23 protein-coding genes and 3 pseudogenes are annotated in these 22,423 nt (G+C 61.3%); 17 read left to right on the top strand and 9 right to left on the bottom strand.

All coding sequences use genetic code 11. From position 1 onward, the window contains the following. Positions 1–67 precede the first annotated feature (67 nt). A pseudogene (locus tag ACFO5X_RS03220) lies at positions 68–196 on the bottom strand (IS3 family transposase); the annotation flags it as partial. A 240-nt stretch (positions 197–436) separates the two neighbouring features. Between ACFO5X_RS03220 and ACFO5X_RS03215 the strand changes: the two are divergent. From ACFO5X_RS03215 to ACFO5X_RS03175, 9 genes and pseudogenes are all read left to right on the top strand, one after another. Continuing rightward, on the top strand, positions 437–1,348 hold the full coding sequence (locus ACFO5X_RS03215) for a LysR substrate-binding domain-containing protein (protein WP_380715784.1): 912 nt from the start codon (positions 437–439) through the stop codon (positions 1,346–1,348). A 149-nt stretch (positions 1,349–1,497) separates the two neighbouring features. Beyond that, a complete protein-coding gene (locus tag ACFO5X_RS03210) occupies positions 1,498–3,096 on the top strand; it encodes an ABC transporter substrate-binding protein (RefSeq protein WP_380715783.1) in 1,599 nt (532 codons plus the stop codon). Positions 3,097–3,160: 64 nt separating this feature from the next. Then, complete coding sequence (locus ACFO5X_RS03205; protein WP_380715782.1) at positions 3,161–4,102, top strand: ABC transporter permease; 942 nt, start codon at positions 3,161–3,163, stop codon at positions 4,100–4,102. Further along, positions 4,099–4,935: an ABC transporter permease gene (locus ACFO5X_RS03200; RefSeq protein ID WP_380715781.1), complete on the top strand. Its 837-nt coding sequence runs from the start codon at positions 4,099–4,101 to the stop codon at positions 4,933–4,935. Before ACFO5X_RS03205 ends, ACFO5X_RS03200 begins: the two co-directional genes overlap by 4 nt. Next, positions 4,932–5,960, top strand: a complete 1,029-nt coding sequence (locus ACFO5X_RS03195) for an ABC transporter ATP-binding protein (protein WP_380715780.1) — start codon at positions 4,932–4,934, stop codon at positions 5,958–5,960. Before ACFO5X_RS03200 ends, ACFO5X_RS03195 begins: the two co-directional genes overlap by 4 nt. Continuing rightward, positions 5,957–7,012 carry an ABC transporter ATP-binding protein gene (locus ACFO5X_RS03190; protein WP_380715779.1) on the top strand — a complete coding sequence of 352 codons (1,056 nt, stop codon included), beginning with the start codon at positions 5,957–5,959 and terminating at the stop codon, positions 7,010–7,012. The genes ACFO5X_RS03195 and ACFO5X_RS03190 overlap by 4 nt, the downstream gene beginning before the upstream one ends. Next, positions 7,009–8,004, top strand: a complete 996-nt coding sequence (locus ACFO5X_RS03185) for a succinylglutamate desuccinylase/aspartoacylase family protein (protein WP_380715778.1) — start codon at positions 7,009–7,011, stop codon at positions 8,002–8,004. The genes ACFO5X_RS03190 and ACFO5X_RS03185 overlap by 4 nt, the downstream gene beginning before the upstream one ends. Then, positions 8,001–8,975 carry a peptidase C39 family protein gene (locus ACFO5X_RS03180; RefSeq protein ID WP_380715777.1) on the top strand — a complete coding sequence of 325 codons (975 nt, stop codon included), beginning with the start codon at positions 8,001–8,003 and terminating at the stop codon, positions 8,973–8,975. The genes ACFO5X_RS03185 and ACFO5X_RS03180 overlap by 4 nt, the downstream gene beginning before the upstream one ends. A gap of 83 nt (positions 8,976–9,058) precedes the next feature. After that, positions 9,059–9,166, top strand: a pseudogene (locus ACFO5X_RS03175) (IS6 family transposase); the annotation flags it as partial. 56 nt (positions 9,167–9,222) lie between these two features. Here the strand turns inward: ACFO5X_RS03175 and ACFO5X_RS03170 are convergent. Next, positions 9,223–10,107 (bottom strand): helix-turn-helix transcriptional regulator, encoded by an 885-nt coding sequence (locus ACFO5X_RS03170; protein WP_380715776.1) that lies wholly within the window; start codon positions 10,105–10,107, stop codon positions 9,223–9,225. A gap of 415 nt (positions 10,108–10,522) precedes the next feature. Between ACFO5X_RS03170 and ACFO5X_RS03165 the strand changes: the two genes are divergently transcribed. Together ACFO5X_RS03165 and ACFO5X_RS03160 are read left to right on the top strand one after the other, a co-directional pair. Next, positions 10,523–10,945: a hypothetical protein gene (locus ACFO5X_RS03165; RefSeq protein ID WP_380715775.1), complete on the top strand. Its 423-nt coding sequence runs from the start codon at positions 10,523–10,525 to the stop codon at positions 10,943–10,945. Positions 10,946–11,066: 121 nt separating this feature from the next. Next, positions 11,067–11,471, top strand: a complete 405-nt coding sequence (locus ACFO5X_RS03160; protein WP_380715774.1) for a lysozyme inhibitor LprI family protein — start codon at positions 11,067–11,069, stop codon at positions 11,469–11,471. Positions 11,472–11,604: 133 nt separating this feature from the next. Here the strand turns inward: ACFO5X_RS03160 and ACFO5X_RS03155 are convergent, their stop codons facing one another. Genes ACFO5X_RS03155 through ACFO5X_RS03130 form a run of 6 tightly spaced genes read right to left on the bottom strand, consistent with a single transcriptional unit; the run spans position 11,605 to position 15,071 of the window. Then, complete coding sequence (locus ACFO5X_RS03155; RefSeq protein ID WP_380715773.1) at positions 11,605–11,886, bottom strand: GlsB/YeaQ/YmgE family stress response membrane protein; 282 nt, start codon at positions 11,884–11,886, stop codon at positions 11,605–11,607. 20 nt (positions 11,887–11,906) lie between these two features. Beyond that, a complete protein-coding gene (locus tag ACFO5X_RS03150; RefSeq protein WP_380715772.1) occupies positions 11,907–12,206 on the bottom strand; it encodes a hypothetical protein in 300 nt (99 codons plus the stop codon). Positions 12,207–12,229: 23 nt separating this feature from the next. Next, on the bottom strand, positions 12,230–12,502 hold the full coding sequence (locus tag ACFO5X_RS03145) for a hypothetical protein (RefSeq protein WP_380716368.1): 273 nt from the start codon (positions 12,500–12,502) through the stop codon (positions 12,230–12,232). 2 nt (positions 12,503–12,504) lie between these two features. Then, the gene (locus ACFO5X_RS03140; RefSeq protein ID WP_380715771.1) at positions 12,505–13,428 is read right to left on the bottom strand and encodes an SH3 domain-containing protein; all 924 of its coding nucleotides are present in this window, start codon (positions 13,426–13,428) and stop codon (positions 12,505–12,507) included. A gap of 46 nt (positions 13,429–13,474) precedes the next feature. Next, positions 13,475–14,086 carry a hypothetical protein gene (locus ACFO5X_RS03135; protein ID WP_380715770.1) on the bottom strand — a complete coding sequence of 204 codons (612 nt, stop codon included), beginning with the start codon at positions 14,084–14,086 and terminating at the stop codon, positions 13,475–13,477. 22 nt (positions 14,087–14,108) lie between these two features. After that, positions 14,109–15,071, bottom strand: coding sequence for an META domain-containing protein (locus ACFO5X_RS03130; protein ID WP_380715769.1), 963 nt, complete (start codon positions 15,069–15,071; stop codon positions 14,109–14,111). A 662-nt stretch (positions 15,072–15,733) separates the two neighbouring features. On the opposite strand from ACFO5X_RS03130, the gene ACFO5X_RS03125 reads away from it, so the two are divergent. The 3 genes and pseudogenes from ACFO5X_RS03125 to purU form a co-directional block, all read left to right on the top strand. After that, positions 15,734–16,438, top strand: a complete 705-nt coding sequence (locus ACFO5X_RS03125) for an IS6 family transposase (RefSeq protein ID WP_380716367.1) — start codon at positions 15,734–15,736, stop codon at positions 16,436–16,438. 18 nt (positions 16,439–16,456) lie between these two features. Continuing rightward, entirely contained in the window at positions 16,457–17,398 is a 942-nt protein-coding gene (locus ACFO5X_RS03120; protein WP_380715768.1) for a CobW family GTP-binding protein, read from the top strand. A gap of 22 nt (positions 17,399–17,420) precedes the next feature. Continuing rightward, a pseudogene (gene purU / locus ACFO5X_RS03115) lies at positions 17,421–17,564 on the top strand (formyltetrahydrofolate deformylase); the annotation flags it as partial. A 122-nt stretch (positions 17,565–17,686) separates the two neighbouring features. Here the strand turns inward: purU and ACFO5X_RS03110 are convergent. After that, positions 17,687–18,088 carry a MarR family winged helix-turn-helix transcriptional regulator gene (locus ACFO5X_RS03110; RefSeq protein ID WP_380715767.1) on the bottom strand — a complete coding sequence of 134 codons (402 nt, stop codon included), beginning with the start codon at positions 18,086–18,088 and terminating at the stop codon, positions 17,687–17,689. 124 nt (positions 18,089–18,212) lie between these two features. On the opposite strand from ACFO5X_RS03110, the gene ACFO5X_RS03105 reads away from it, so the two are divergent. From ACFO5X_RS03105 to ACFO5X_RS03095, 3 genes are all read left to right on the top strand, one after another. Next, complete coding sequence (locus tag ACFO5X_RS03105; RefSeq protein WP_380715766.1) at positions 18,213–19,346, top strand: substrate-binding domain-containing protein; 1,134 nt, start codon at positions 18,213–18,215, stop codon at positions 19,344–19,346. A gap of 121 nt (positions 19,347–19,467) precedes the next feature. Beyond that, positions 19,468–21,102, top strand: a complete 1,635-nt coding sequence (locus ACFO5X_RS03100) for a flotillin domain-containing protein (protein ID WP_380715765.1) — start codon at positions 19,468–19,470, stop codon at positions 21,100–21,102. Positions 21,103–21,167: 65 nt separating this feature from the next. Continuing rightward, positions 21,168–22,391 carry an urea ABC transporter substrate-binding protein gene (locus ACFO5X_RS03095; RefSeq protein ID WP_380715764.1) on the top strand — a complete coding sequence of 408 codons (1,224 nt, stop codon included), beginning with the start codon at positions 21,168–21,170 and terminating at the stop codon, positions 22,389–22,391. Positions 22,392–22,423: the final 32 nt, after the last annotated feature.

Genomic DNA, 22,423 nt, shown 5'->3' with positions numbered 1-22,423 from the left:
TTCGCATTTGTCTGCCAGCACCCTTGTGGCCCTTCGCGGGCTTGCTGGTGTTGGGCTTCTGGTAGATCGGCATCAGACGCATCATCCGCCGGATGCGCTTCACGTTAACGGCGTGGCCCTCGTTCTGCAGGTGCCAGGTCATCTGCTGGACACCGTAGAACGGGGTTTTCAGAAACTGCCGGTCGATCAGCAGCATGAGCGTCAGGTTCATCTCGGTCTCGCCCAACGGTGCGTAGTAGAACGACGACCGCGAGATCGACAGCAGGCGGCATCCCGATCAGTATCAGATGCCTGATATGGCCTTGGTCGATCTGTTTTTTGCCGGTCGGTTGTCCGAGAACAGCCCGACCATTAGGCTACGGTGGACGGCGCGCTTAACCCATACTTGCTAGCGTGGACTCTCGAAACCAACTTACACTTGAGTGGAGGCTCACCAATGCGACGTGTTCTTCCGTCACTACCATCACTGACCGTGTTTGAAGCCTCGGCAAGGCACGGCAGCTTCACGCGGGCGGCCGAGGAACTGAACATGAGCCAATCTGCGGTCTCCAAGCGAATTGCCGGGCTCGAGGATTGGCTCGGCGCGCAGCTTTTCGAGCGGGTACGCCAGCGGATCGTGCTTACCGAAGCCGGTCAGCACTACCTGGAAAGGGTGCGTGAGGCACTCGAGATCATGGAAGAGGCGACTATGGAGACGCTTGCATTCCGACCGGGTGGCGGCACGCTGAACATCGCCACGCTCCCCTCGTTTGGAAATCATTGGCTCCTTCCTCGACTGCCTTTATTCGCAACGCGGCGGCCCGAGATCTCGTTGAACGTCATTTCCCGGAACTGGCCCTTTGACATGGTGCAGGAGAACGTCGACGTGGCGATTTTCTATGCCGAAGCGCCATGGCCAGGCGGTCCATCGATCCGACTGTTCGGGGAAGAGATGGTCCCGATTTGCCGATCAGGCCTGATTGCACCTGAAGACACGGCTCGCCTGAGCGAATTGCACCTGCTGCATCACCGGGCGAGACCGCGCGACTGGCAACGCTGGTTGGAGCTGAATGGGTTGAGCACCGAGAACGCCTTTCGCGGGAGTCGCTTCGAAACCTTCGACATGATCATCCGCGGCGCACGCCACGGATTGGGGGTCGGCCTCGTGCCTCGATTCATGGCCGAGGAGCATGTAACAGCCTGTGAGCTCGACTGTCCGTTTTCAGCGAGTATGCCCACCACGGGCTCCTATTTTCTGGTGTATCCTGAGCGTAAGCGCCTCGATCCTGCGGTCTTGACTTTTCGCGACTGGTTGGTTCAGGAAGCAGAACGGCCCACTCGCCTGAATGGTCATTCCCTCAAGGAATGAATTCACGCCCATTGACCCTTTTGGAGCGGCCACGACGTACCTTAGCCTGAAGGTACAAGACACGGCCCCTAGCTGCGCGTACTGCACTCCATACGCGCAGCAGTGGCGCCGAAAAAATGTCCTTCTCGACGTCCAACTGGAGACCAAACATGCCCCGTATGAACCAACGCCTGCCGGGTCGCACCTTGCTCCTTGGTGCGAGCACCGTTGCCCTGTTTTGCTGCGCTGCTGCGGCCTCGGCCCAGACCACCATCAACCTCGGGCGGACAACAGACGCCGATAGGTATGATCCCCACCGGTCGACTGCGCTGGCAGCCGCCGAAGTGCTCTATATGATGGGCGATACCTTGGTGACACTGAGCCACGACCTCCTCACTATCGAGCCGGCCCTGGCCAAAAGCTGGGACATTTCGGAAGACGGTTTGACATATACCTTCCAGCTGAAGGAGGGCGTGACCTATTGCGACGGGCGGCCATTTACGGCGCAGGATGTGGTTGGAAACATGGAGCGCTGGCTGACCCCGGACGGACCGTATGTGAGCCGCTGGAAGGCAGGGGATGTCGAGAGCGTCACCGCACCCGACAACCTGACCGTTGTCTACAAGCTCAAGTCCCCGAACTCGGGCCTGCTGTTCCAGATGGCGCAGTTCAACTTCATCATGATCGATCCCCAGCAGGCCGCATCGCTGGGCGAGGACTTCGGCGTCACCGCCTTCAACGGCACCGGACCATTCTGTTTCGACAGCTGGGCGCCGAACGACAGCCTCGTTCTGACCCGACACGAAGCCTATGATTGGGGCACGCCGGCGTTGGGCAACACAGGACCGGCCCAAGTGGACCGGATCGTTTGGAAAATCATCCCCGAGGAGGCAACTCTTGCGGCCAGCCTTCAGGCGGGCGAGATAGATGCGTCCTATTCGCTTCCAGCCTGGTCGATCGCGCAGTTCGCGGCCGATCCGACCATCGAACTGTTTCAGCCAATCGCGAGCTTCCGCACCCACTATGTCGGCATGAAGACATCGCGCCCGTTCATGGAAGACGTAAGGGTGCGCACCGCAGTTAGCCATGCGATCGACCAAGCAGCGATTGCCGAGGCGATCTTTTTCGGCACTGTCGAACCCACCTTCTCATACTACGCTGAAACCGCGCTGGACTTCGACCCCGCGACGGACACGAGCGCCTTTACTTACAATCCCGACAGCTCTCGCGCTCTGCTGGAAGAGGCCGGTTTCACGATGGGGGCTGACGGCTTCTGGGAGAAGGACGGGCAACGGCTGACGCTGACCTATTATGGCTTCAATACATCCCGTGAGCAGGCTGAGGCGATCCAGGGAGACCTGCGCAAGGCTGGGATCGACCTTCAGGTCGAACTCTACGATTCCACGGCAATCTGGGCCAAGCTGCGCGAGCAGACATATGACCTGTTCCAGATGGACTATCCATATCTCAATGCCGGCGACGCATTGAACCTCTACTTTGGCTCGGGCTCGATCCCATCGCCCAATCGAATGATGTGGAACGATCCCGAAACCGACCGGTTGCTTGCCGCCGGAAACGCTGCGATCAACGACGATGCACGGGCCGAAGCGTTCAAAGCGTTGGGCCGGCGGCTGCACGAGGCGGTGCTCTGGAAGCCGCTCTTGCTTGAAAAGCCGACGGTCGCTGCAGGATCGCGCCTGCAACCGTTCCAGCCCGCAGGGATTTCAGGAGCGGCCTTCGGTAACGGCTTGAACCTCGCAATCAAGTGACCACTGCTCAGAACAGGTTCTGCGGCCCCTTGGAGGGGCCGCGGATCGTGGGAGATCTTTGGCGATGACCAACACTCTGCTGCGTCGTCTCGGCGTCTCGATTGTGGTGCTTCTTGGGGTCTTGCTCATCGGTTTCACGATGTTGCAGGTGATCCCGGCGGATCCGGCCGTGGCCATCGCAGGACCACAAGGCACCGAAGAAGAAGTAGAGGCGATCCGTCGCCACCTCGGGCTGGACCAACCGGCTCCTGTCCAGTTCGTCTATTATCTCCAGCGCATTGCCGCGGGTGATATGGGCCGCTCGGTCATCAACAACGCCCCTGTCTTCGACGAGTTGTTGCGCGCTCTCGGTCCAACGATCGAACTGATGGCTGTTGCAATGCTCTGGTCGGTTCCTGTCGGACTGACATTTGGAATTCTTGCTGCACTCAATCGGGGCGGGGTTCTGGATCGAATTGTGATGGCAGTTTCGGTCATGGGTGTCTCGGTTCCGGTCTTCTGGGTGGGACTCCTTATGATTCAGTTGGCAGTGCAAACCCGCGCCTTTCCGATCCAGGGACGCGGCGGACCGTTGTGGACGTGGGATGGACTTTCTCACATCGTGTTGCCTGCAACAGCGCTCGGGCTGATCCTTGTCGGCCCGGTCGCGAGGATGACGCGAACCGCTCTGGCCGAAGCCTTGTACGCCGACCATGTGCGCACGGCACGCGCAAAAGGCGCGTCCGAAGGCCGGGTCGTCGTTCACCATGCCCTGCGGACGGCCCTGCTGCCGATTGTAACGCTCATCGGGCTGCAGGTCGGCACGCTGATGGGCGGCGCCGTCGTGACCGAGACGATCTTTTCCTGGCCCGGGGTTGGTCGGCTTGCAGTCGGGGCGATCGTTGCCGGGGACTATCCGATGGCACAGGGCGCCATCGTGTTTCTGGCAACAGCTTTCATTCTGGTGAACGTCCTCGTCGATATCCTGAATGAACTGGCTGATCCTCGCATCAGGAGCCGGACATGACCGATGTTCAAATGGCCGATTCAGGAGGAAGGGTTTGGCGACCCGCTGTCGTCATTCCCCTGGGTATCCTGATCGCGATCGCCGCGGCTGCCATGCTCGCCCCTCTCCTGACAGCGTTCGACCCTTACGAGACGGAATTGCGTCAGAGGCTACGGCCACCTGGCGAGGGAAATCTGCTGGGCACCGATAGCCAAGGTCGAGACTTGTTGACACGCCTGCTCTACGGCACGCGCACAACGTTGATGATCGGTTTCGCCGGCACGCTCTTCGGGGCAGCCCTTGGCCTGACTATCGGTTTGTGCGCGGCATTCTACAGGCGGCTCGACATGATCCTGATGCGGGTCATAGATGTGTTCCTGTCTTTTCCGTCCATCCTGTTCGGCTTGTCACTCGCTGCTATGCTGGGGCCTGGACTCGACAGCCTTATCTTCGCCGTCGGGTTGTCGGTGATGCCGGGTATCGCACGCATCTCCCGCGGTGCCGCACTCTCAATCATGGCACAGGACTACATGGCAGGGGGCAAAGTCATCGGCCTTCCGGACCGGCTTCTCCTCACGCGCTATCTTCTGGCCAATGCGTACCCACCCATACTGACATACACGATGCTCGCGTTCGGAGACGCGATCCTCTTGGCGGCGACGCTAGGCTTCCTCGGGCTGGGGCTTCAGCCCCCGACTGCGGAACTGGGTTCCATCGCCGCAGAAGGTCGATCGTTCCTGTTTATAGCACCGCATGTCTCGACAGCCGCATCTGCACTGATTTTCGCGATTGTGCTGTCGGCGAACATGCTGGGCGACGCGCTGCGCGATGCCGGCGACAGGAGAGCAACTTGAATCCGAACGCGACGATCATGCCCGAGGTGACACCGGCGCCGCCCCTGCTGAATGTGCGGGACCTGTCCGTGACCTTCTGCACCGCCGCCGGCCCACTGCCGGCACTCGAGGCCGTCAGTCTCGCGATCAGACCCGGAGAGACATTGGCCGTGGTCGGGGAGAGCGGTTCGGGTAAGTCGGTTCTCGCACTCGCTTTGATGGGACTTTTGCCTCCTGCTGCGCGCATCGAAGCGACCGAAATGAGCTTCGGCGGCACCGAACTGACCGCAATCGCGCAGGCCGCGCGCCGGCGCCTTCGCGGACGCGATATGGCGATGATCTTTCAGGAACCGGCCACGGCATTAAACCCCGTGCGCCGGATTGGCGATCAGCTGGTCGAGGCCATTCTTCTTCACGATCCGATGCCATTGGCCCGTGCGCGCGACCGTGCTGTCGCGGCGCTGGCTGCAACGCGCATCCCGGATGCCGAGATCCGCGCGCAGGCCTATCCACACGAACTCTCTGGCGGTATGCGCCAACGCGCCCTGATCGCAATGGCGCTCATCCATCGCCCACGTCTTCTGATCGCCGACGAACCGACGACAGCCCTCGATGTGACCGTGCAGGCGCAGATCCTCGACCTGATCCGGGATCTCGCGAACGAGACTGGAACGGCCACCATCTTCATTACTCACGACATGGGTGTAGTCGCCGAGATGGCCGATCGAGTGGCGGTCCTCTATGCGGGTCGGCTGGTCGAAACGGCGGCGGCGGCCGATCTCTTCGACTGCCCCGAACACCCCTATACGCTGGGTCTTATGGGCTCGCTTCCCGAGCTGACCCCTCGAGGGCGGCCACTCCTCTCGATCGCGGGCACTGTTCCAGATCTCCGAAGCCTCCCTTCTGGCTGTCACTTTCACCCGCGATGTCCTTTCGCGGACAGCCGTTGCGTCCAAGAACAGCCACGAATGCGTTTTTTGGAGTCCACGCGCGCTGTAGCATGCCACCACGCGCCTTTGATGACCATGCTGGGGTCGATGCCATGACGCTTCTGGAAGTCGAAGGAGTGTCGAGGGAGTTCCGGTTGCGCAATGGCCTGTTCGGCCCTGCCCACGTTCTCAAGGCGCTCGATGGCGTCGACCTGAAGCTGGACGCCGGCGAAACACTTGCGCTGGTTGGGGAATCCGGTTGTGGCAAGTCCACTCTGGGCCGCATCGTGGCAGGGCTCGACAAACCAAGTGCAGGAGGCCTGCGCGTCAACAATCGCCCTGCGCTTCGGGGCCGGGAAAGAGCCCGTCAGATCCAGATCGTGTTTCAGGATCCGTTCGGTTCGTTGAACCCTTCCATGACAGTTGGCGCGTTGATCGCCGAACCCGCTATTCTGCATGGTCTTGTCGAACGCCGTTGGGCAGGCGAAAGGGTCAGGTCTCTCCTCGAACGGGTCGGCCTTCGTCCTGAGCTGGCAACACGCTATCCGCACGCGCTGTCGGGTGGGCAAAGGCAGCGTGTTGCACTGGCACGCGCACTGGCGGCCGAACCCGAAATGATAGTGGCGGATGAGGCGGTCTCGGCGTTGGATGTCTCTGTTCAGGCGCAGATCGCCAATCTTCTCAGGGAGATCCAGACCGAAACGCGCATCGGGCTCCTGTTCATCTCGCATGGTCTGTCCCTGGTTCGCCACATCTCTGACCGCGTTGCAGTGATGTATCTGGGCAGGATCGTCGAACAGGGTCCAACAGAATCCGTGTTCGATACGCCACGCCATCCCTACACACGTGCATTGCTGGCGGCGACACCCCGGCCGTTGCCGCGCAGCAAAATGTCCAGCAAAACGGTGGAAGGCGAGGTTCCCAGTCCACTTGCCATCCCGACCGGATGCGGTTTTCGCACGCGATGCGCGCATGCAACCGATATCTGTGCCAAACGCCGGCCGCATCTGGAAGACATGCCACATTCCGCAGCGTGCTGGCGCGCGGGGGAATTGCCGCCGCCTGCCGTCGAAGAACTTCAGGCGCCACCACGACTATCTTCAGCACTGGAACTCTATCGCCGCGCCGCTGAAGGCCGCGTAAAGCTTGCCGAAGGAATGACACCATGACCACGCAGATGTGGGCAACCGTGGACTATGACCGCCCAGGCTTCCAGACCGGAGATATTTGCCTGCCCCATTCCGTTCATCGTTCTGCATATGGTGTTCTCACTATTCCAGTTGCTGTGTTGTCCGGCGGGCCCGGACCCACTGTGCTTCTGACCGGTGGCACGCACGGCGACGAATACGAGGGGCCGCTGGCAATCCGCCGGCTCTTGCGGACGCTGACCCCGGATCAGGTCCGAGGTCGGATCATCGCATTGCCAATGCTCAATTCACCCGCGTTTCGCGCTGGACTACGCACCTCACCCGAAGACGGCGGCAACCTCAATCGTGCCTATCCCGGCGATGCTTCGAGCGGACCTACTGCTGCCATCGCGCACTACGTTTCCACTGTGTTGCTGCCGATGTCGGATTTCTTCCATGATCTGCACGCTGGGGGGGCATCCCTGCAATATCTGCCTTTCGTCTCCATGCGCCGCAGCAATGACGCAGAGCTTGATGCTTCGTCACTGGAGGCTGCCCGGGTCTTCGGCAGCAATAGAATCCTTGTCTGGGATCATTCCCCCGACCCGCGTCTGTCGACAGCAGAGGCTAATCGTCAGCGCGTTCCATCGCTCGGTGGCGAGTTTGGCGGAGGCGGATCTGTGTCGCGTGCGGGAATCGAGATCGCGGAACGGGGGCTGCGGCGGTTGCTGGTTCATTGGGGTCTGCTTGGTGAGCCGCTAGAACAGGTGCCGCCCGGAAAGTGCTATCGTGTGGCCGGACGGGACGATTACGTCTACGCAACTTCTTCAGGCGTTTTCGAGCCTCTCGTCGATCTTGGAGACCGGGTCGCGGCCGGTGCGCTGTGCGGGCGGATCTGGAGCATTGATGACCTCGCCACCGTTCCGGTCGATCAGTTCTTCCGAAACGGCGGCACCGTGTTCTGTCTGCGTCATCCAGGGCTCGCACAGCGTGGCGATTGCCTTGCCCATCTCGCCTCGGAGTTTCCATCATGACGGACAAGACGAACCTGCAAGAGTTGCTGCTCGATCCGCATCTTTGCGAAGACCTCCCGAAGGGGCGGCCCAACGCAGCGCATCTCCACGCTGTCGGTTTTGCCGGCTCAGGGGGTATCGCGCGGGCGCTTCTGCGCAGGCGGCGAACATCGGAGATGCTGATGCTCGCAGAATGGACCTGCCAACCTCACGACAGGCTGGCGTTGGCGGACCGTGTGCAGGCCTTCGCTAAGGCCAGCGACGCCAGGCTGATCCGCGCGAACGAAGATCAGGCGGACGCTATCGACGCCCTTGGCCTGATCGACACAGGCCGCGGGTATGCGCAGCGTTGGATCGGCGACGCGATACGCAGCCAGCACCAGACCGGCCGCTTTATCCAGACCACCGGCTTCACCTGCGGCCCGGTCTCCATCGCAATGGCATTGGGCGAGTCTGTGACACGCATGCAGGAGATGACCCTATGGCGTGAAGCTACGACGGTGATTGGTTTGACGGGTCCTGGCGGGTGCGATCCCTATGGTCTCGCACTTGCAGCTGCACGGCAGGGTCTCAAGCCCGAGATATTCTTTGACAGCGAAGGTCCGATCCTGTTGGACCGGGCAGATACCGAGGCGAAACGGGATCTCATGCGCTTCGTCCAGACTGGTTTCAAGGAGGAGGCCGACCGAAGTCTGCCTGTGCATCGCCGCGCACTCTCGGCCGAGGAACTGACTGCCGCAGTCAGAAGCGGTGCACAAGTGGTGCTCTTGATTGATCAGTGCCATACCCATGATCATCACGCGCCACACTGGATACTTGTTCATGCTGAGCTGGATGGCGTGTTCCTCATCAACGATCCATGGGCCGAACCCGAGGATGACGAGACCGTGTGCGACGTAGATTGCATGCCGGTTCGGCTAGAGCGCCTTATCGAGATGGCTAGCTACGGGAACCCAGCTTACAGAGCAGCCCTGGTGCTTCATTCACGATGACGGCCCTGCCGTCCATGGCAAATCTGGGTGTTGTCAGAAGGATTCCGGTTGAGACGGGCATGGCGGCCACGTAGCGTCGGCACATGACCAAACCCAACCCGTTCAAGGGCTTTCGCAGCAGCCCCGAAGTTATCCGCCTGGCGGTGATGATGTACATCCGGTTCCCGCTGTCACTCCGGAACGTCGAGGACTGACCTGCCCCAATCGAGTGGTCCGGTTTCAGTCTTAGTGCATGACGGGTGGGGACCTAGTGTTTTGAGGCACGTAGAGTAGAGCTCGGATGCTGTCCGTAGCGTTCGCGATAAGCGGCGGCGAAGCGGCTCAGGTGGGTGAAGCCGCAATCGAAGGCGATCTCGGTGACGCTTCTCCCTTCATTGGGGTCCAGCAAGTGCATGCGTGCCGCTTCCATACGGGCGAGATTTAGCGCGTGGTATGGTGTCGACCCCGATATGCTGCGGAACACAAGCTGCAGACGGCGGACTGATATGCCCGCGCTCTCGGCGATTTCCGCCATTGTCAACGGGCGGGAGAAATTTGCGCGTATGAAGTCCTCGGCTCGCGCCTGTACACGTGCTCCGCCGCGCAAAGCCGGGAACCTCTTTGGATGGTCAGTTCGCCCAGTCGCATCCTCGAACAAGCTGAGGACATATTCTGCGTTGGCGGGGCCGCAGAATTTATGACGCTTGCCATATTCCACGCTGGAAAAGATGAGCCGGAGATGCACGTGCAGCTTGTCCAAACTCTCAGAACGGAGCGCCAGGTTGCGATCGATGATGCCGGTGTCGGCACCTGATGGGAGCAAACCAACCGGGAGCATCACGACATAGGCCTGATACGGCATCCTTGCATCGGCAATCACGCGCGTCTTGCGGTGGTTGGGCAAGATAAGGAGAGCGCCCGATGGGTTTGCGGACAGTCCCATTCCTCCAATGCCCACTTTGATTTCGCCTACGAAAGGCAGAATGAGGGTGACACGCTTGGACTCCGTCAGGGCGATGTCGTGACCAGTCGAGGTCACGCGGGATATACTCAGCCCCGCATCTTCGACCGAAAAGCTGTGGGTCTGAAGAACACCTTTCTCTGTGGCAAAGCTGAATGCGGTGGTTTCGCTAAACAGGTAGGACCGGGTCAAGGACTCGGGCGAACTGTTCCAGTCGAGTTGTCTGAATGAATATGGCATCTGGCTTGGACGACTGCTGGATACATATGCTTCAATCCTAGCCCAGGTGCGGTAACGAATTCAAAACTTTCGACTGCTGGCCATGCTACGTGGAGAAAACCAGGCAGAAAGTCACAGCGCTCGGAAGTTTCATAAATATCTCAGTGTGCTAGCTTTTATGCCGCCCCCAGGTGGTCATGTGGTCTGGTTCCTCTGTCGTTCATAGCCGGTAGGATAAATAGGCGGAAATCTGACGGATCGCGTCCCCGCGGCTTCCACGAGGTTGGGCTGCTTAGAAGGATCAGTATGCGCGATTCGCAATCTGGATAGACAGCCACCAAGTTGGATGGGAGCCTCGGGATGCAACTCCATTTGACCGGAGGTCACCATGTCACGTTTTTCCAACACCTGTCTCATTTGCATGACGCTGGCTGGGCAGGTCGGGTCGGTCATGGCGAACGAAACCTCAGACAACGCGGCGAAGGCCATTGCCGGAATCGTTGCTCTTGGAGTGATAGGCAACGCCAATGCCAAGCATCAGCACCAGCGGGGCTATGAGGAATACAAGCCACATCCCCAGGTCCACAGGGACGAGAATACCGTCGGCGCGTGTATCCACAACGGTGAGAGGATCGCCGCCAGGGCGGGCGGATGGGATTTCCGTCTTGAAGGAGTCCGCGAGGTCTACGTGCAGGGCGATATCACCCACGTCGTCTTCCATGGCACCGGCTACTACAGCTACGGTCACAACACGAGCCTCGTCCAATGCCCGGTGCGGCATGGGAAGGTCATACATTTCAATTATAGCTGAGCCGAGTTGAATGGTCCGTTTAACTATGATCGTCTCGAGTGCGATAGTCTGTACCGCGGGCTTTTCCTCAGCGCAGAATGTCTCGCCTTCACTCGATTGCGCCAAGTCGGACTGCGAAGCCGTGAGCGCGATCTGCCGGAACGACGGGCTGGCGGAACTCGACCTGGAACTGTCGCGGCTCTACGGATTGGCCCTGCGGGAGCCAAATGTCGACAAGCCGCGAGCGGAGGAACTCAGGTGCTCGGAACGGGCCTGGGTGCGTGACCGGCGTGACTGCTGGAAGACGATCGTCGGCTTGGAAACCTGTGTCGCCAACGCCTATGCGATGCGAATCCACGCGCTGTGCGATGGCTATTCAGACGCACGGTCCAACGACGGTGAAGGCACTAGCCTGGGGCCCGTGGCGTTCCGCTGCGAAGGATTGGAAGCGCTGGTCAGCGCGGTGTTCGTCAACGGCAATCTGCCGATGGTGTCGCTGCAATGGCTGGGCCGGGCGATGGTTCTGCCGGGCGCAGCGTCGGGGTGAGGCGGAATATACGAGACTGATGTCTGGGACAGTGGATCGTCGACCTTCTGGACTTCCTAAGGATTTGGTTCACGCAACTTCTGCTCAGATGTTATTGGAGAACCGACGACTCTTTACAAAAAGCTGTCTCGTTTCAAGCACCGCGCCGGATCAGTCGTACGATCAGGAGGATAACCACGGCTCCAATCACGGCGGCGATGATAGAGCCTACGGCGCTGTCCACACCGATCCCAAGCCGAGGCAACACGAAACCGGCTAGGAAAGCGCCCGCAATTCCGACAACTATGTCCCCGGCGAGGCCCAAGCCAGAACCTTTGACGACAAGACCCGCCAACCAGCCGACCAGCGCGCCGAACACAATGACAATGAGCAGGCCGACCAGCAGGCCCACGCCCGTTCCTACGGTCTGTTCCATTGTTTAATTCCTCCCGAGGATCAGCAATCCTGTGCCGGCAACATCACAACCGAGGAATACCGCCCGTCCGAAGTGGTGATCTGCGCGCAGGCGCCGGTTTCGCGGTTGAACCACCAAGTGGTCAGCCCCTTGGAGCGGATTGCGGTATATCCCAGTGCCTGGATGCCCATCTCCGCCTGTCCCGCACGCGCGCCCTGGAAGGCGGTCAGATCGGTTGAGCTGCCCACGGCGGGCATTCCGGCGGCAGGCTCAGAGTCTTCCAGGCAGCCCGACAGGGTGGCCGTGGCGAGGGCACAGGCAAAGAGCAGTCGATAAGTCATTTCCGGTTCCTTTCCAGTTTCGATCAAGAAGCCCTGCCGGATCGCGTGAGCATGGCGCAGATCACGCGGAGCAGGATGAGGTTGACAATCGGAGCCGCTGCGACGGCCCAGGCGAGAATAATGTCAGGCAGAAAGTCGAGCAGGTGGTTCCAAGGCAGGCCAAGTGGTATCAGGAAGACGCCCGAGAGAGGGTCCTTTTCCTGCCCGAACAGCCCGAAGGTGCCGACCAGAAACAAGGCTAACGCAAGAAAGTAGAGCAAAGCGAAGATCCAGAAAACGGCACGACAAAGGGTCATCGTCAATAAGCTTCGAGAGAGAGGGAAAACTCGGCCGCCGAGCCGCCGCGGTTAATGACCTCGATCACGTGGTCGCCGGATTGCCAGAGTTCTCCGCGGTAATCCTGCCCGCTCGGAACCTGGTCGAGGAGGAAGCTACGGTCTGGATTGAGGATTTGGTAAGACAGTCCGCTGCCGTATCCGTTGAGGCGCACGACCAGAGTCTGACGGTTCAGCGCGCCCAGGACATAGCGCAGCGACCCACCGGGTTCGAGCTTGCCCGAGTATACTGCGCCCGTAGTGCCCACCGCAAAACGGACACGGACGGTTCGCGTCTGCGGTTCGGTCGGGCGCGAAGGCTGTTGAACGGCCGAGCCGGGAGTAAGGTATCGTGCGTTGACCCAGCCTTGCGAGCGCATGTCATCCATCATCTGGATACGGCACCACGTGCTGCTGACTTTCCGGAAACACCCGAGATTGCGGACGGCGCTTCCGTTCGACAATGCTCCCACGATGCCATGATGCGTTGACGGTCCAGACCGGACATTTAGCACGTCATTGGAGGCGACTCCGGTCACGGTCAGAACCTGACCGCCGTGCCCGCCGGAAACCGGGCCTTTCGCCCGGTGCTCCGGCGCAAAAGGGGTTTGATACGCACCTTGAGCGAAAAACTCGGTCATATGCACGCCCGAAGCGTCCCAGCTGCAGGCGAAATCCTCGAAGCGGGTTTCGAGGAAGATGCGTCCGTTTATTGCATAGGTTCCATCCGTGCGCCGACCGTTGTCCTGCATCTCGGTGCGTGCTTCGAGATCCTGGAAATGTGTCTGCGCAGCGGCAGCGCATTGGTCGAGCATGTATCGGGCGGCCTGGGCGTGAAGCGCGGCTGCGCTCAGTACGCAGAACGCCGCGGCAGGTGGCAGATGGCAGAGGAAGGCAAGTCTCGGCATGGCGGATCCTGCGGCTGACCGGATGTAAAGCCCGACCCAGATGGTTTCATTCGATGGCGAAACGGACGGTATAGGCGGTGTCCTGCGACCCGGTGTTGATCACCTCGACGACGTGATCGCCGTTCTGCCAGAGCTGGCCGCGATAGGGCGTATCTGAACTGATCTGGTCGAGCAGGAAGGACCCGTCCGGGTTGAAGATCTGGTAGGTGATGCCGTCGCCCTGCGGGGCCACCGAAACATCGAGGAACTGGCCGTTCCTGGCGCCAAGCACGTAACGGACGGAGCTTCCGGGCGTCAGTCCACCATCGATTTCGGTGGAACTGCTGCCCGCAGCGAAACGAACCGTGTCAGTTGTCGTCGTCGGCTCCGAATTCGCACGGGCCATCGCGCCGCCGCCGTCGTCCGCGGCGTTGGTCACCGCCAGCTCTCCCACGGTGCCGTCATTGTAGCCGATGCAGCGCCAGACGGTTCCGCCGGAATCTCTCAGCATGACCAGCGTTCCGGCTTCGGAATACTCCGAGCTCAGGATCTCGCCGCCGTTCGCTGCGTCAGGCCCCCCAACCGTGCGGAGCTGGTCGATGCAGCCGTCGATGGCATCCTGTTCCGCGGCCACGGCGGGAGAGGCCATGACCAGTGCCGCGAGCAAGACGTATTTCATTGAACATACTCCTTTTTTGAAATCATCCGCCGAACAGGACGGAGTCGGGTATCTCGTAGCGTTCATCGTCGACCCGGATCAGCGACAGGTCGGCGTCTCGCGTGGAGGAGGAAGCGAAACCGCCGCCCGCCTGGCTGCTGTCCGCGCCACTGAAGGCGCCGTTTTCAAAGTAGAGCACCCGCTCCACTCCGTCCGGCTTTCGCACCACGACAACCGCCGATCCTCCCGGCCCGCGCACCACGCCGAAGGGACAACCGGTGGTCGGCGCGCCCTGGCCCTTGGCGCAGGGGATCTGGCTGGTGGCATCAAACGCGCCTTGACCGGCTCGCAGCGCTGCGCCGGCGGGTTCCAGGAATTCGGACGGGGCCCAGCCCACCGGCGCGCCCGAAAGCGGCGCGACGTTGCACCAACGCACCCCGCCATGGTCGGAACAGCCGAGGTTGCGCAGTACCGTGCCCGATTGCACCCCGGCAAGGGCAGGGGCATCACTTGAGGGTTTGGCTCGTATATCGAGCGGATCGGCAAGACCGAAAACCCCGAGGTAGGGCGGATCGCCCGCCGGCCGTTCCAGCCCGGCATTCGGACGCATGCCGCCATCATCCCATTCAGGCTGAGCCGCGGCGACCAGCGACAGGTCTCCGCGCGAAAGCACGAGTTCCCCGGTGAAGGGGTTGAGACTGACAATGACGCGGTCCTGCAGCAGGGCGACGATGGTGTCTTCCTGCCGTGTCACCTCGGTGCCGGGGCATGCCATGCGGGTCATCGCCAATGGCTTGTCGAATACGATGCCTGCGCCGTCAAAGACGGCCTGGCCCTGAAATCGGTTGCATCCGGTCGACCCCGAAACGCTGCCATCCGTCGCGAACGCGATCGTTGCGCTACCGCTTGCCTGCGTCGGGCCGACCAGCAGAACGGACCATTCGCCTGCCTGCATCGGCAGTGCGGAAATCGCCAACGCGGTTATGGATATCAAGATAGTCTGCATGGGCGAACCTCGTGGTTAACGGACATCACGTCCAGAGGAGAGAGCCGAGTGGCTTCGACCCGCGAGGTATTGGCACGGTCGCGGTGCTTGTCGGTGAGCTGTTCGCTCATCCGGGCCACGACAGAGCTCGGCGCAAGGACGCAGGAGAAATGACTTTGCCTGCTGGTCGCGGAATCCTGCGGCTGACCTGTCCCTGCCTGGTCAATCGGCCGCCGATAGCCGTTCCGACCGTTCCAACGAGAAGGCCTGCTCGAGCGTATCGGCTTCCGTGTCGCATACTCCGCGCGTTCGATCGGGGCACACCGGAGGGAACCTTGGGGATGGCCGGGGACCGAGCAAATGGCAGCCTTGTCTGTGCGGTTCAAGCGGGCGGTCCCCTTGTTGCCACCGACGGGCACGGGTACGAGGGCGTCCAATGAACTTCACCCAGACCCGTCGGCGAACCTTGGATATCCAATCAAGCGTTACTGTGCTGCGCTCCGCTTACCCAAAACTCTCGTCATTCTTCGGGAGGGAAGACAGTCAGTTCAAATATCGACCGCTCAACGGCTTTCTCTATCCAGATTGCGAATCTCGCGTTAAAAAATCTGCGCATTCCGGCAGAGGCTGCTGTCAAGGGAACCTGACTTGAGGCGGAGGGATGGGCTGGGTAGCCTTTGGCCATGACCCAGCGCTCACCGTTCCGCTCCTTCAAGACGTCGCCCGAGATCATCCGGCTGGCGGTCATGATGTACATCCGCTTTCCGCTATCGCTACGGAACGTCGAGGTTCTGTTGCACGAGCGCGGCGTCGAGGTCAGCCACGAGACGGTGCGGTTTTGGTGGCACCGCTTCGGCCCGCTGTTTGCTTCGGGGATCCGGAAACGGCGCGTTGAGGGGATGCGGTCGAGCCGCTGGCGCTGGCACTTCGACCAAGTCTTTGTGAAAATCAACGGCGAACGGCACTACCTTTGGCGGGCGGTCGATCACGAGGGCGAGGTGCTCGAGAGCTTCGTGACGAAGACCCGGGACAAGAAAGCGGCACAGAAATTCTTGAAGAAATCGCTGAAGCGGCATGGCCGCGCCGAAGAAATCGTGACCGACCGACTGCGGTCCTATTGGGCCGCCCTCGACGATCTCGGTATCCGGGACCGACAGGAGACAGGACGCTGGGCCAACAATCGTGCGGAGAATTCGCATCAACCATTCCGAAGGCGCGAACGAGCGATGCTCCGCTTCCGCCGTATGCGAACGTTACAGTTGTTCGCCGCCGTCCACGCCTCGGTTCACAATCTATTCAACCAGGAACGCAACCTCTCTTCCCGCACGATCTTCAAGCAGAACCGTGCCGCCGCTCTCGACGACTGGCGCGGTCTCTGCGCGGAATAGGGACGCCTTCCTCCTGCGATGCGGAGACTGGTTCGCATTTGTCTGCCAGCACCCGGCGCCGGGAAGACGACGATCCTGAACGGCGTGCTGGCAGGGGCGGGAGGGCAGCGGCTTGCGGTGCTGGTGAACGATTTCGGCTCGGTCAACATCGATGCCGCGCTGGTGCGTCAGCGCGGCCGGGACGTGGTCGAGCTGAGTAACGGCTGTGTCTGCTGCTCCATCGGCGACGATCTCGGCGCAACGCTCACCGCCATCGCGGCACGCCCCGAGCGGCCCGACCGCGTTCTGATTGAGGCGAGCGGCGTGGCGGGACCGGCGCGAATCGGTATGTCGGCGGGGCATTGGCCGGGCTTCGAGCTTGATGCCGTGCTCGTAGCTGCGGACGCCGAAACGATACGTCGCCGGGCAGGCGACAGGTTCGTCGGCCAGCTGGTCCGCAACCAGCTCGACATTGCGGATATCGTGCTGCTGACGAAGACCGATCTCTGCGAACCGGAGGACGTCCGCACGACCGAGGCCTGGCTGCACGCGCGCCGAAAGGGGGCGCGTGTGGCGCGCATCTCGCAGGGGCGCGTGCCGGCCTCGCTGCTTTTCGCCGCGAGCATCTGCGCGCCCGATTACGCCGGTTTCGCGTTGCCCAAAGCCCAGCGGGACTTCGTGACGCGGACCTGGTGCCCCACGGAGCCTGTCGACCTTGCCCGCCTCGAGGCGGCCTTCGCCACCCTGCCGGCGAGCGTTCACCGCGCCAAGGGGTTCGTCGCTGATGCGGCGACCGCAAGGCCGGCGCTGATCCAATGCGTCGGCAGCCGGACCAGGGTGACTCCGGCCGCGCAGGGAACCCCCGGAGTGGTCTTCATCGCTGTCGGGGATCCTGTCCCGCTCGAGGCCTTCTGCGCGGGGCTCGACGCGGCCCTTGCCCCCCTGTCCGGCAACCGTGAGCGGGGCCCGACCTCATCCTGATCAACCTTCCCGGAACATCCGAATGACCGGGTATTGCCTGACCGCGACCTGCCGCTCGACCCGTGGCATCGTCGCCGGAATCTCCACCTATCTTGCCGCCCATGGCTGCAACATCACCGACAGCACGCAGCAAGACGACCGGGAAACCGGCGACTTTTTCATGCGCACCGCTGGAAATCACCGCTGTAGTTGCTTGTCCCCATCTCAGCCTCCTTGCCTCTAAGTTAAGGGGCAAAGCGTCTGCAAATCTGGCGGCACCTCACATGAAACCGGCCGTGAGCGGGTCATTCAGGTGAGGCCCTGCAAAAGAGTGATCAGCTTCTGCGACTCCCTCTCGCCAAGCTGGCGCAGGATGCTGGCGTCCTGATCTTCGATTTCTGCCCGGATCTGCAGCATCCGCTTCAGTCCCAGAGGCGTGGGCAGCACATTGATCTTCCGGTGATCGTTTTGGGCGACCTGTCGATGGACCAGGCCGTCCGATACCATCCTGTCGACCAGTTTGGTCAGAGTCGGCGGATTCATGAGCACGATCTCGGCCAGTTCCCCCATGGTGTAACGCTGCCCCGAATCCAGAGCTTCGAGGAGCCGCCAGCCTTCGATCTGGATGTCATGCTTGCGGAGGCGGGCAGTAAGTGACGCATTGATGCGCCGGTGCGCGGCAGCCAGCGCATAAGAGACAAAATTGTTCATCGGGCTCTCTGACTGATCCATAGCGCCTGCCGCTCCACATTTTCCACAGATTTTAGTTGACTTGGAAAATAAACTCAAATGCAATGTGGAAATTCCCGATCCGCGCTGAAAGGGCGGGGTCTACATGAACAGGTTTGCTTCTGTGCCGTTCGTCCCGACCGAGCTGGACGAATTGCGTGACGGCCATATGGCCCCGGCTCGGGGCATATATCGCATCGCTCTCCTTATCCCGCTGTGCGGCTCTGCGGGCATCTGGGCGCCGTCCTGCATCTCGAGCGCGCAGGCGGCTGTGGAAGAGCTGAACCGGGCCAATGGCGTCAACGGGCGCAAGGTCCAGCTGATCATGATTGACTCGGCACAGGAATCCTCGCTGCCGATCGAGGAGACGGTGAACGACCTGATCGAAAGCGGCTCGATCGACGCCATTGTGGGGATGCACATCAGCGCAATCCGGCAGCGGCTGAGCAAAGTGGTCCGCCAGCGCATCCCCTACATTTATACGCCTCTCTACGAAGGCGGAGAAACGACCGCCGGCCTTTATGCCATTGGCGAGACGCCGGACGAACAGCTTGGGCCTGCCATGGAGACGCTCCAGAGCGAATACCGCCCTGGCAGTTGGGCGCTGATCGGTAATGATTATGTCTGGCCGCGTATCTCGCATCTTTATGCCAAGTCGAAGCTCAAGAAGATGTCGGTCAATCTGGCCTACGAAAGGTATCTTCCCTTCGGTCTGAGCAACATGGCGCGCCACGTCGAAGACATTGCCGTCTCCGGAGCAGAAGCCTTGCTGATTTCGCTTGTTGGTCAGGACGCCGTGTCATTCAACCGCGCCTTCGGGGCGGCGGGTCTGGACAGCAAGATCGTACGCCTGTCCTGCGCGATAGACGAGAACGCGCTCCTGGCCAGCGGTGCGCGGAATGCCAAACGCCTGTTCGTGGCCTCGGGATATTTTGGCGCCCTTCCGACCGAAGCGAATGCGGCCTTCAAGGAGTCCTACTATAGGCTTCACGGCGACCAGGCTCCGGTGCTCAACGCGCTAGGTCAATCGACCTACGAGGGTGTGCATTACCTGGCAGGCCTGCTTCAGGGGCACCCTGACACCTGGCGGACCGGAGGCGTGGGAAGCGCGCTGCCCGTGATCCACCGGAGCGCAAGGAAGCCGTTGGGAGCGTCGCGCGGACAACGTGCTCCAATCTATCTTGCCCGGGCGGATGGCTTGAAGATGGAAGTAATTAAGTATTTTAAAACATATAGTTAGAAGAAAAATGTTTCCATTTCAAGTTTTTACTTGAAATGGAAAATAAAATCTCCCACGATCCGGCTGTCGATAACCGCGCCCGAACCGAGGCCGGGACGAATGGAAAACGGGGAGTTAAACCTTGCTCTGGATCGCCCTTCTGGTGCTCGCGGCACTGATCTTGCTTGTCGGAATCTGGTTTCTTCAGCGTTACTACGCCAAGGCGACGCTCGACAGCGCGTTGGTCCGCACGGGCCTCGGAGGGCGGCGCGTGGTGATCGACGGCGGATGCCTTGCCTTGCCGATCCTGCACAAGGTTCAGCGTGTTTCGATGGGAGCGCTGAGTTTCCAGACCGCGCGGGCGGGACGCAACGCCGTGCTGACCCGCGACCAGATGCGAGCGGATCTCAGCTTTGATTGCGAACTCCGCGTGGCGCCGACCGAAGAAGGGATTGCTACGGCAGCGCAAGCTTTGGGACAGCGGATTGCACGGGGTGCGGACAGTCTGGAGGACGTGATGGCGGGGACGCTGGTCAATGCGATCCAGAATGCCGCGGCGAAGCGCACGCTGGAAGAGATCCATCTGGACCGCGCGGGGTTTGCCGAAGAGGTGGCTACGGCCATTGAGTTACAGGCCGCGCGTCTGGGCCTGACGCTGGTTGGTGCGTCGCTGATCCATGTCGATCAAAGCGACCTGAGCCAGTGGAACGAGAACAACGCCTTCAACGCGCAGGGCATGCGCCGTCTGGCGGAACTTGTGGCCGATCAGCGCAAGGCGCGGATCAAGATCGAGACCGAGGCCGATATCGCGGTGCGGGAAAGCCAGCTGGCGCAACACCAGCGCGCCCTCGAACTCAAGCGGTCCGAGCGCGAAGCCGATATCGCGCAGCAGGAGTTCCTTGTGAAACTGGAGGCCGAGGCGAAATCGCGTGAGGAACAGGCCCGCGATGAGGCTCGGCTGACGTTCGAGACGGCGCGCATCGCGAACGACGCCCGGGTCAAATCGGCCCAGGTGCAGAACGACGAGGCGCTGCGTCGGGCCGAGATGGCGGCGATCCTTGCGCTAGAGGAAACCAAGATCGCCAACGGCATCAAGCTGGCCCGTCAGCGTGCCGAGGAAACCGAGGCCAAGGCGGCCGAGGAAGAAGCGCGGGCCAAGGTCCTGCTCGCCGCGGAACATGTCCAGGCCCAGAAAGAGCGCGCCCAGGCCGAGCGCGAGCGCGAGATCGCGCGCCTGAAGCAGGAAAGGGACAGTGAGCTGGAAGAGTCCCGCGTCAAGCGCGAGGTCGAGACCCTGCTGGCCCGCGCCCAGGCCGAGGCGACGGCGGCCTCCAAGCAGGCCGAGACCGAGCGCGTTCGCATGGAGGCCGAAGCGGCCGGCCGCACAGCGCTCAACTCAGCCGAGAACACGCTGTCGGATGCCGTGATCCGGATGCGGCTGGAAGAACGCAAGCTCGACCGGATGCCGGAAATCATGACCCAGATGATGAAGCCGGTGGAAAAAATCGACTCGATCCGCATCAACCAGATCGGCGGAATGGGTCGCGGCGCAGGGGCGGGCGAAGGCGGCGTCGACGGTGCCTTTGGTGCGGCGATGGACCAGATCCTCGGGATGGCCGTGCGCCTGCCGGCGATGAAGCAGATGGGCGAGGAGATCGGTCTCGATTTCGACGCCAACCTGGCAGGCCGGACGGCGGATTATGCGAACCGGATCAAGGCCAAACCGGCGGGACAGGGCGGCGCGCCGCAGAAAATAGACCGTGACGACGACAAATGACCAAAAACCGCGGGGCCCGAAACCCGCGCAATCAAAGCAAAACTGACAACACGGAGGGAAGTGCAATGTCACTTAACAGACGGAAATTCATCGGCTCGACAGCGGCACTTGCCGGCGCGGCCATGCTGCCCAGGGCGGTTCTTGCCGCCGACACGATCAAGGTCGGCTCGATCCTCGATACCTCAGGCATCTTCGATGCCTATGGCAAGCCGATGGACATGGCCTTTCGGCTGGCGATCAACGAGATCAACGGCGCGGGCGGGCTTCTGGGCCGCCAGCTTGAGGTGAAGGCCTATGACACCCAGTCCGACATGGCGCTTTATTCCCAATACGCCCAGCAGCTTACCCGTCAGGACAAGGTGGATGTGGTGCATGGCGGCATCCTTTCGGCCTCTCGCGAGGCGATCCGACAGACGATGCGCAAGACGAACACGCTCTATTTCTACAACGTTCAGTATGAGGGCGGCGTCTGCGACCGGAACATCTTCTGCAACGGTGTAACCCCCGCTCAGCAGGCTGAAGTGCTGGTGCCGTGGGCGATGAAGGAAGCGGGCGGCAAGAAGGTCTACACGTTGGCCGCCGACTACAACTATGGCCAGATCACTGCGCGCTGGATCCAGAAGTTCGTGCAGGATGCTGGCGGCGAAGTGGTGGCGACCGATTTCTTCCCGCTAGATGTCGCCGATTTCGGCGCCACGATTGCCAAGATCCAGACCGCGGCACCCGATCTGATCGTCGCTCCATTGGTGGGCGGAGCACATCTGAGCTTCTTCCGGCAATGGGCGGCTTCGGGCATGAAGGACAAGATCCCGCTTGCCTCGACCACGCTCGGCGTCGGCAACGAGCACAAGGTCCTGACGCCCGAGGAAGGCGACGGTATCATGGTGGCCTATTCCTACAGCCAGGATCTCGACACGCCCGCCAACATCGCCTTCAAGGAACGCTGGAGCGCCGCATATGGCGACCCGTCCGCCCTGCACGAGCTTGCGGTTTCAACCTATTACGGCGTGCACACCTGGGCCAAGGGAGTCGAGTTGGCCGGATCTGTCGATCATGATGCCGTGGTAAAAGCGCTGGAGACCGGGATCTCGGTCGATGGTCCGGCGGGCAAATACACCGTCGATCCCAAGACCCATCACACTACAGTCGACGTGCATCTGATGAAGTTCAAGGACCAGAAGATGAACGTGATCGAAACGCTGCAGCAGCGCCCGCCGATCGACACCCAGGCGGTCTGCGATCTCGAAGCCAATCCCGACGACAACACCCAATACGAAATCCAGATCTGAAACGGTCGAATACCGGGGCGGTGTTGCGCCGC

The sequence above is a fragment of the Seohaeicola nanhaiensis genome (assembly GCF_042654245.1).
Taxonomy (GTDB): domain Bacteria; phylum Pseudomonadota; class Alphaproteobacteria; order Rhodobacterales; family Rhodobacteraceae; genus Seohaeicola_A; species Seohaeicola_A nanhaiensis.
The sequence above is the reverse complement of the archived record's forward strand: the minus strand, read 5'-3'. Positions and strand labels throughout refer to the sequence as shown.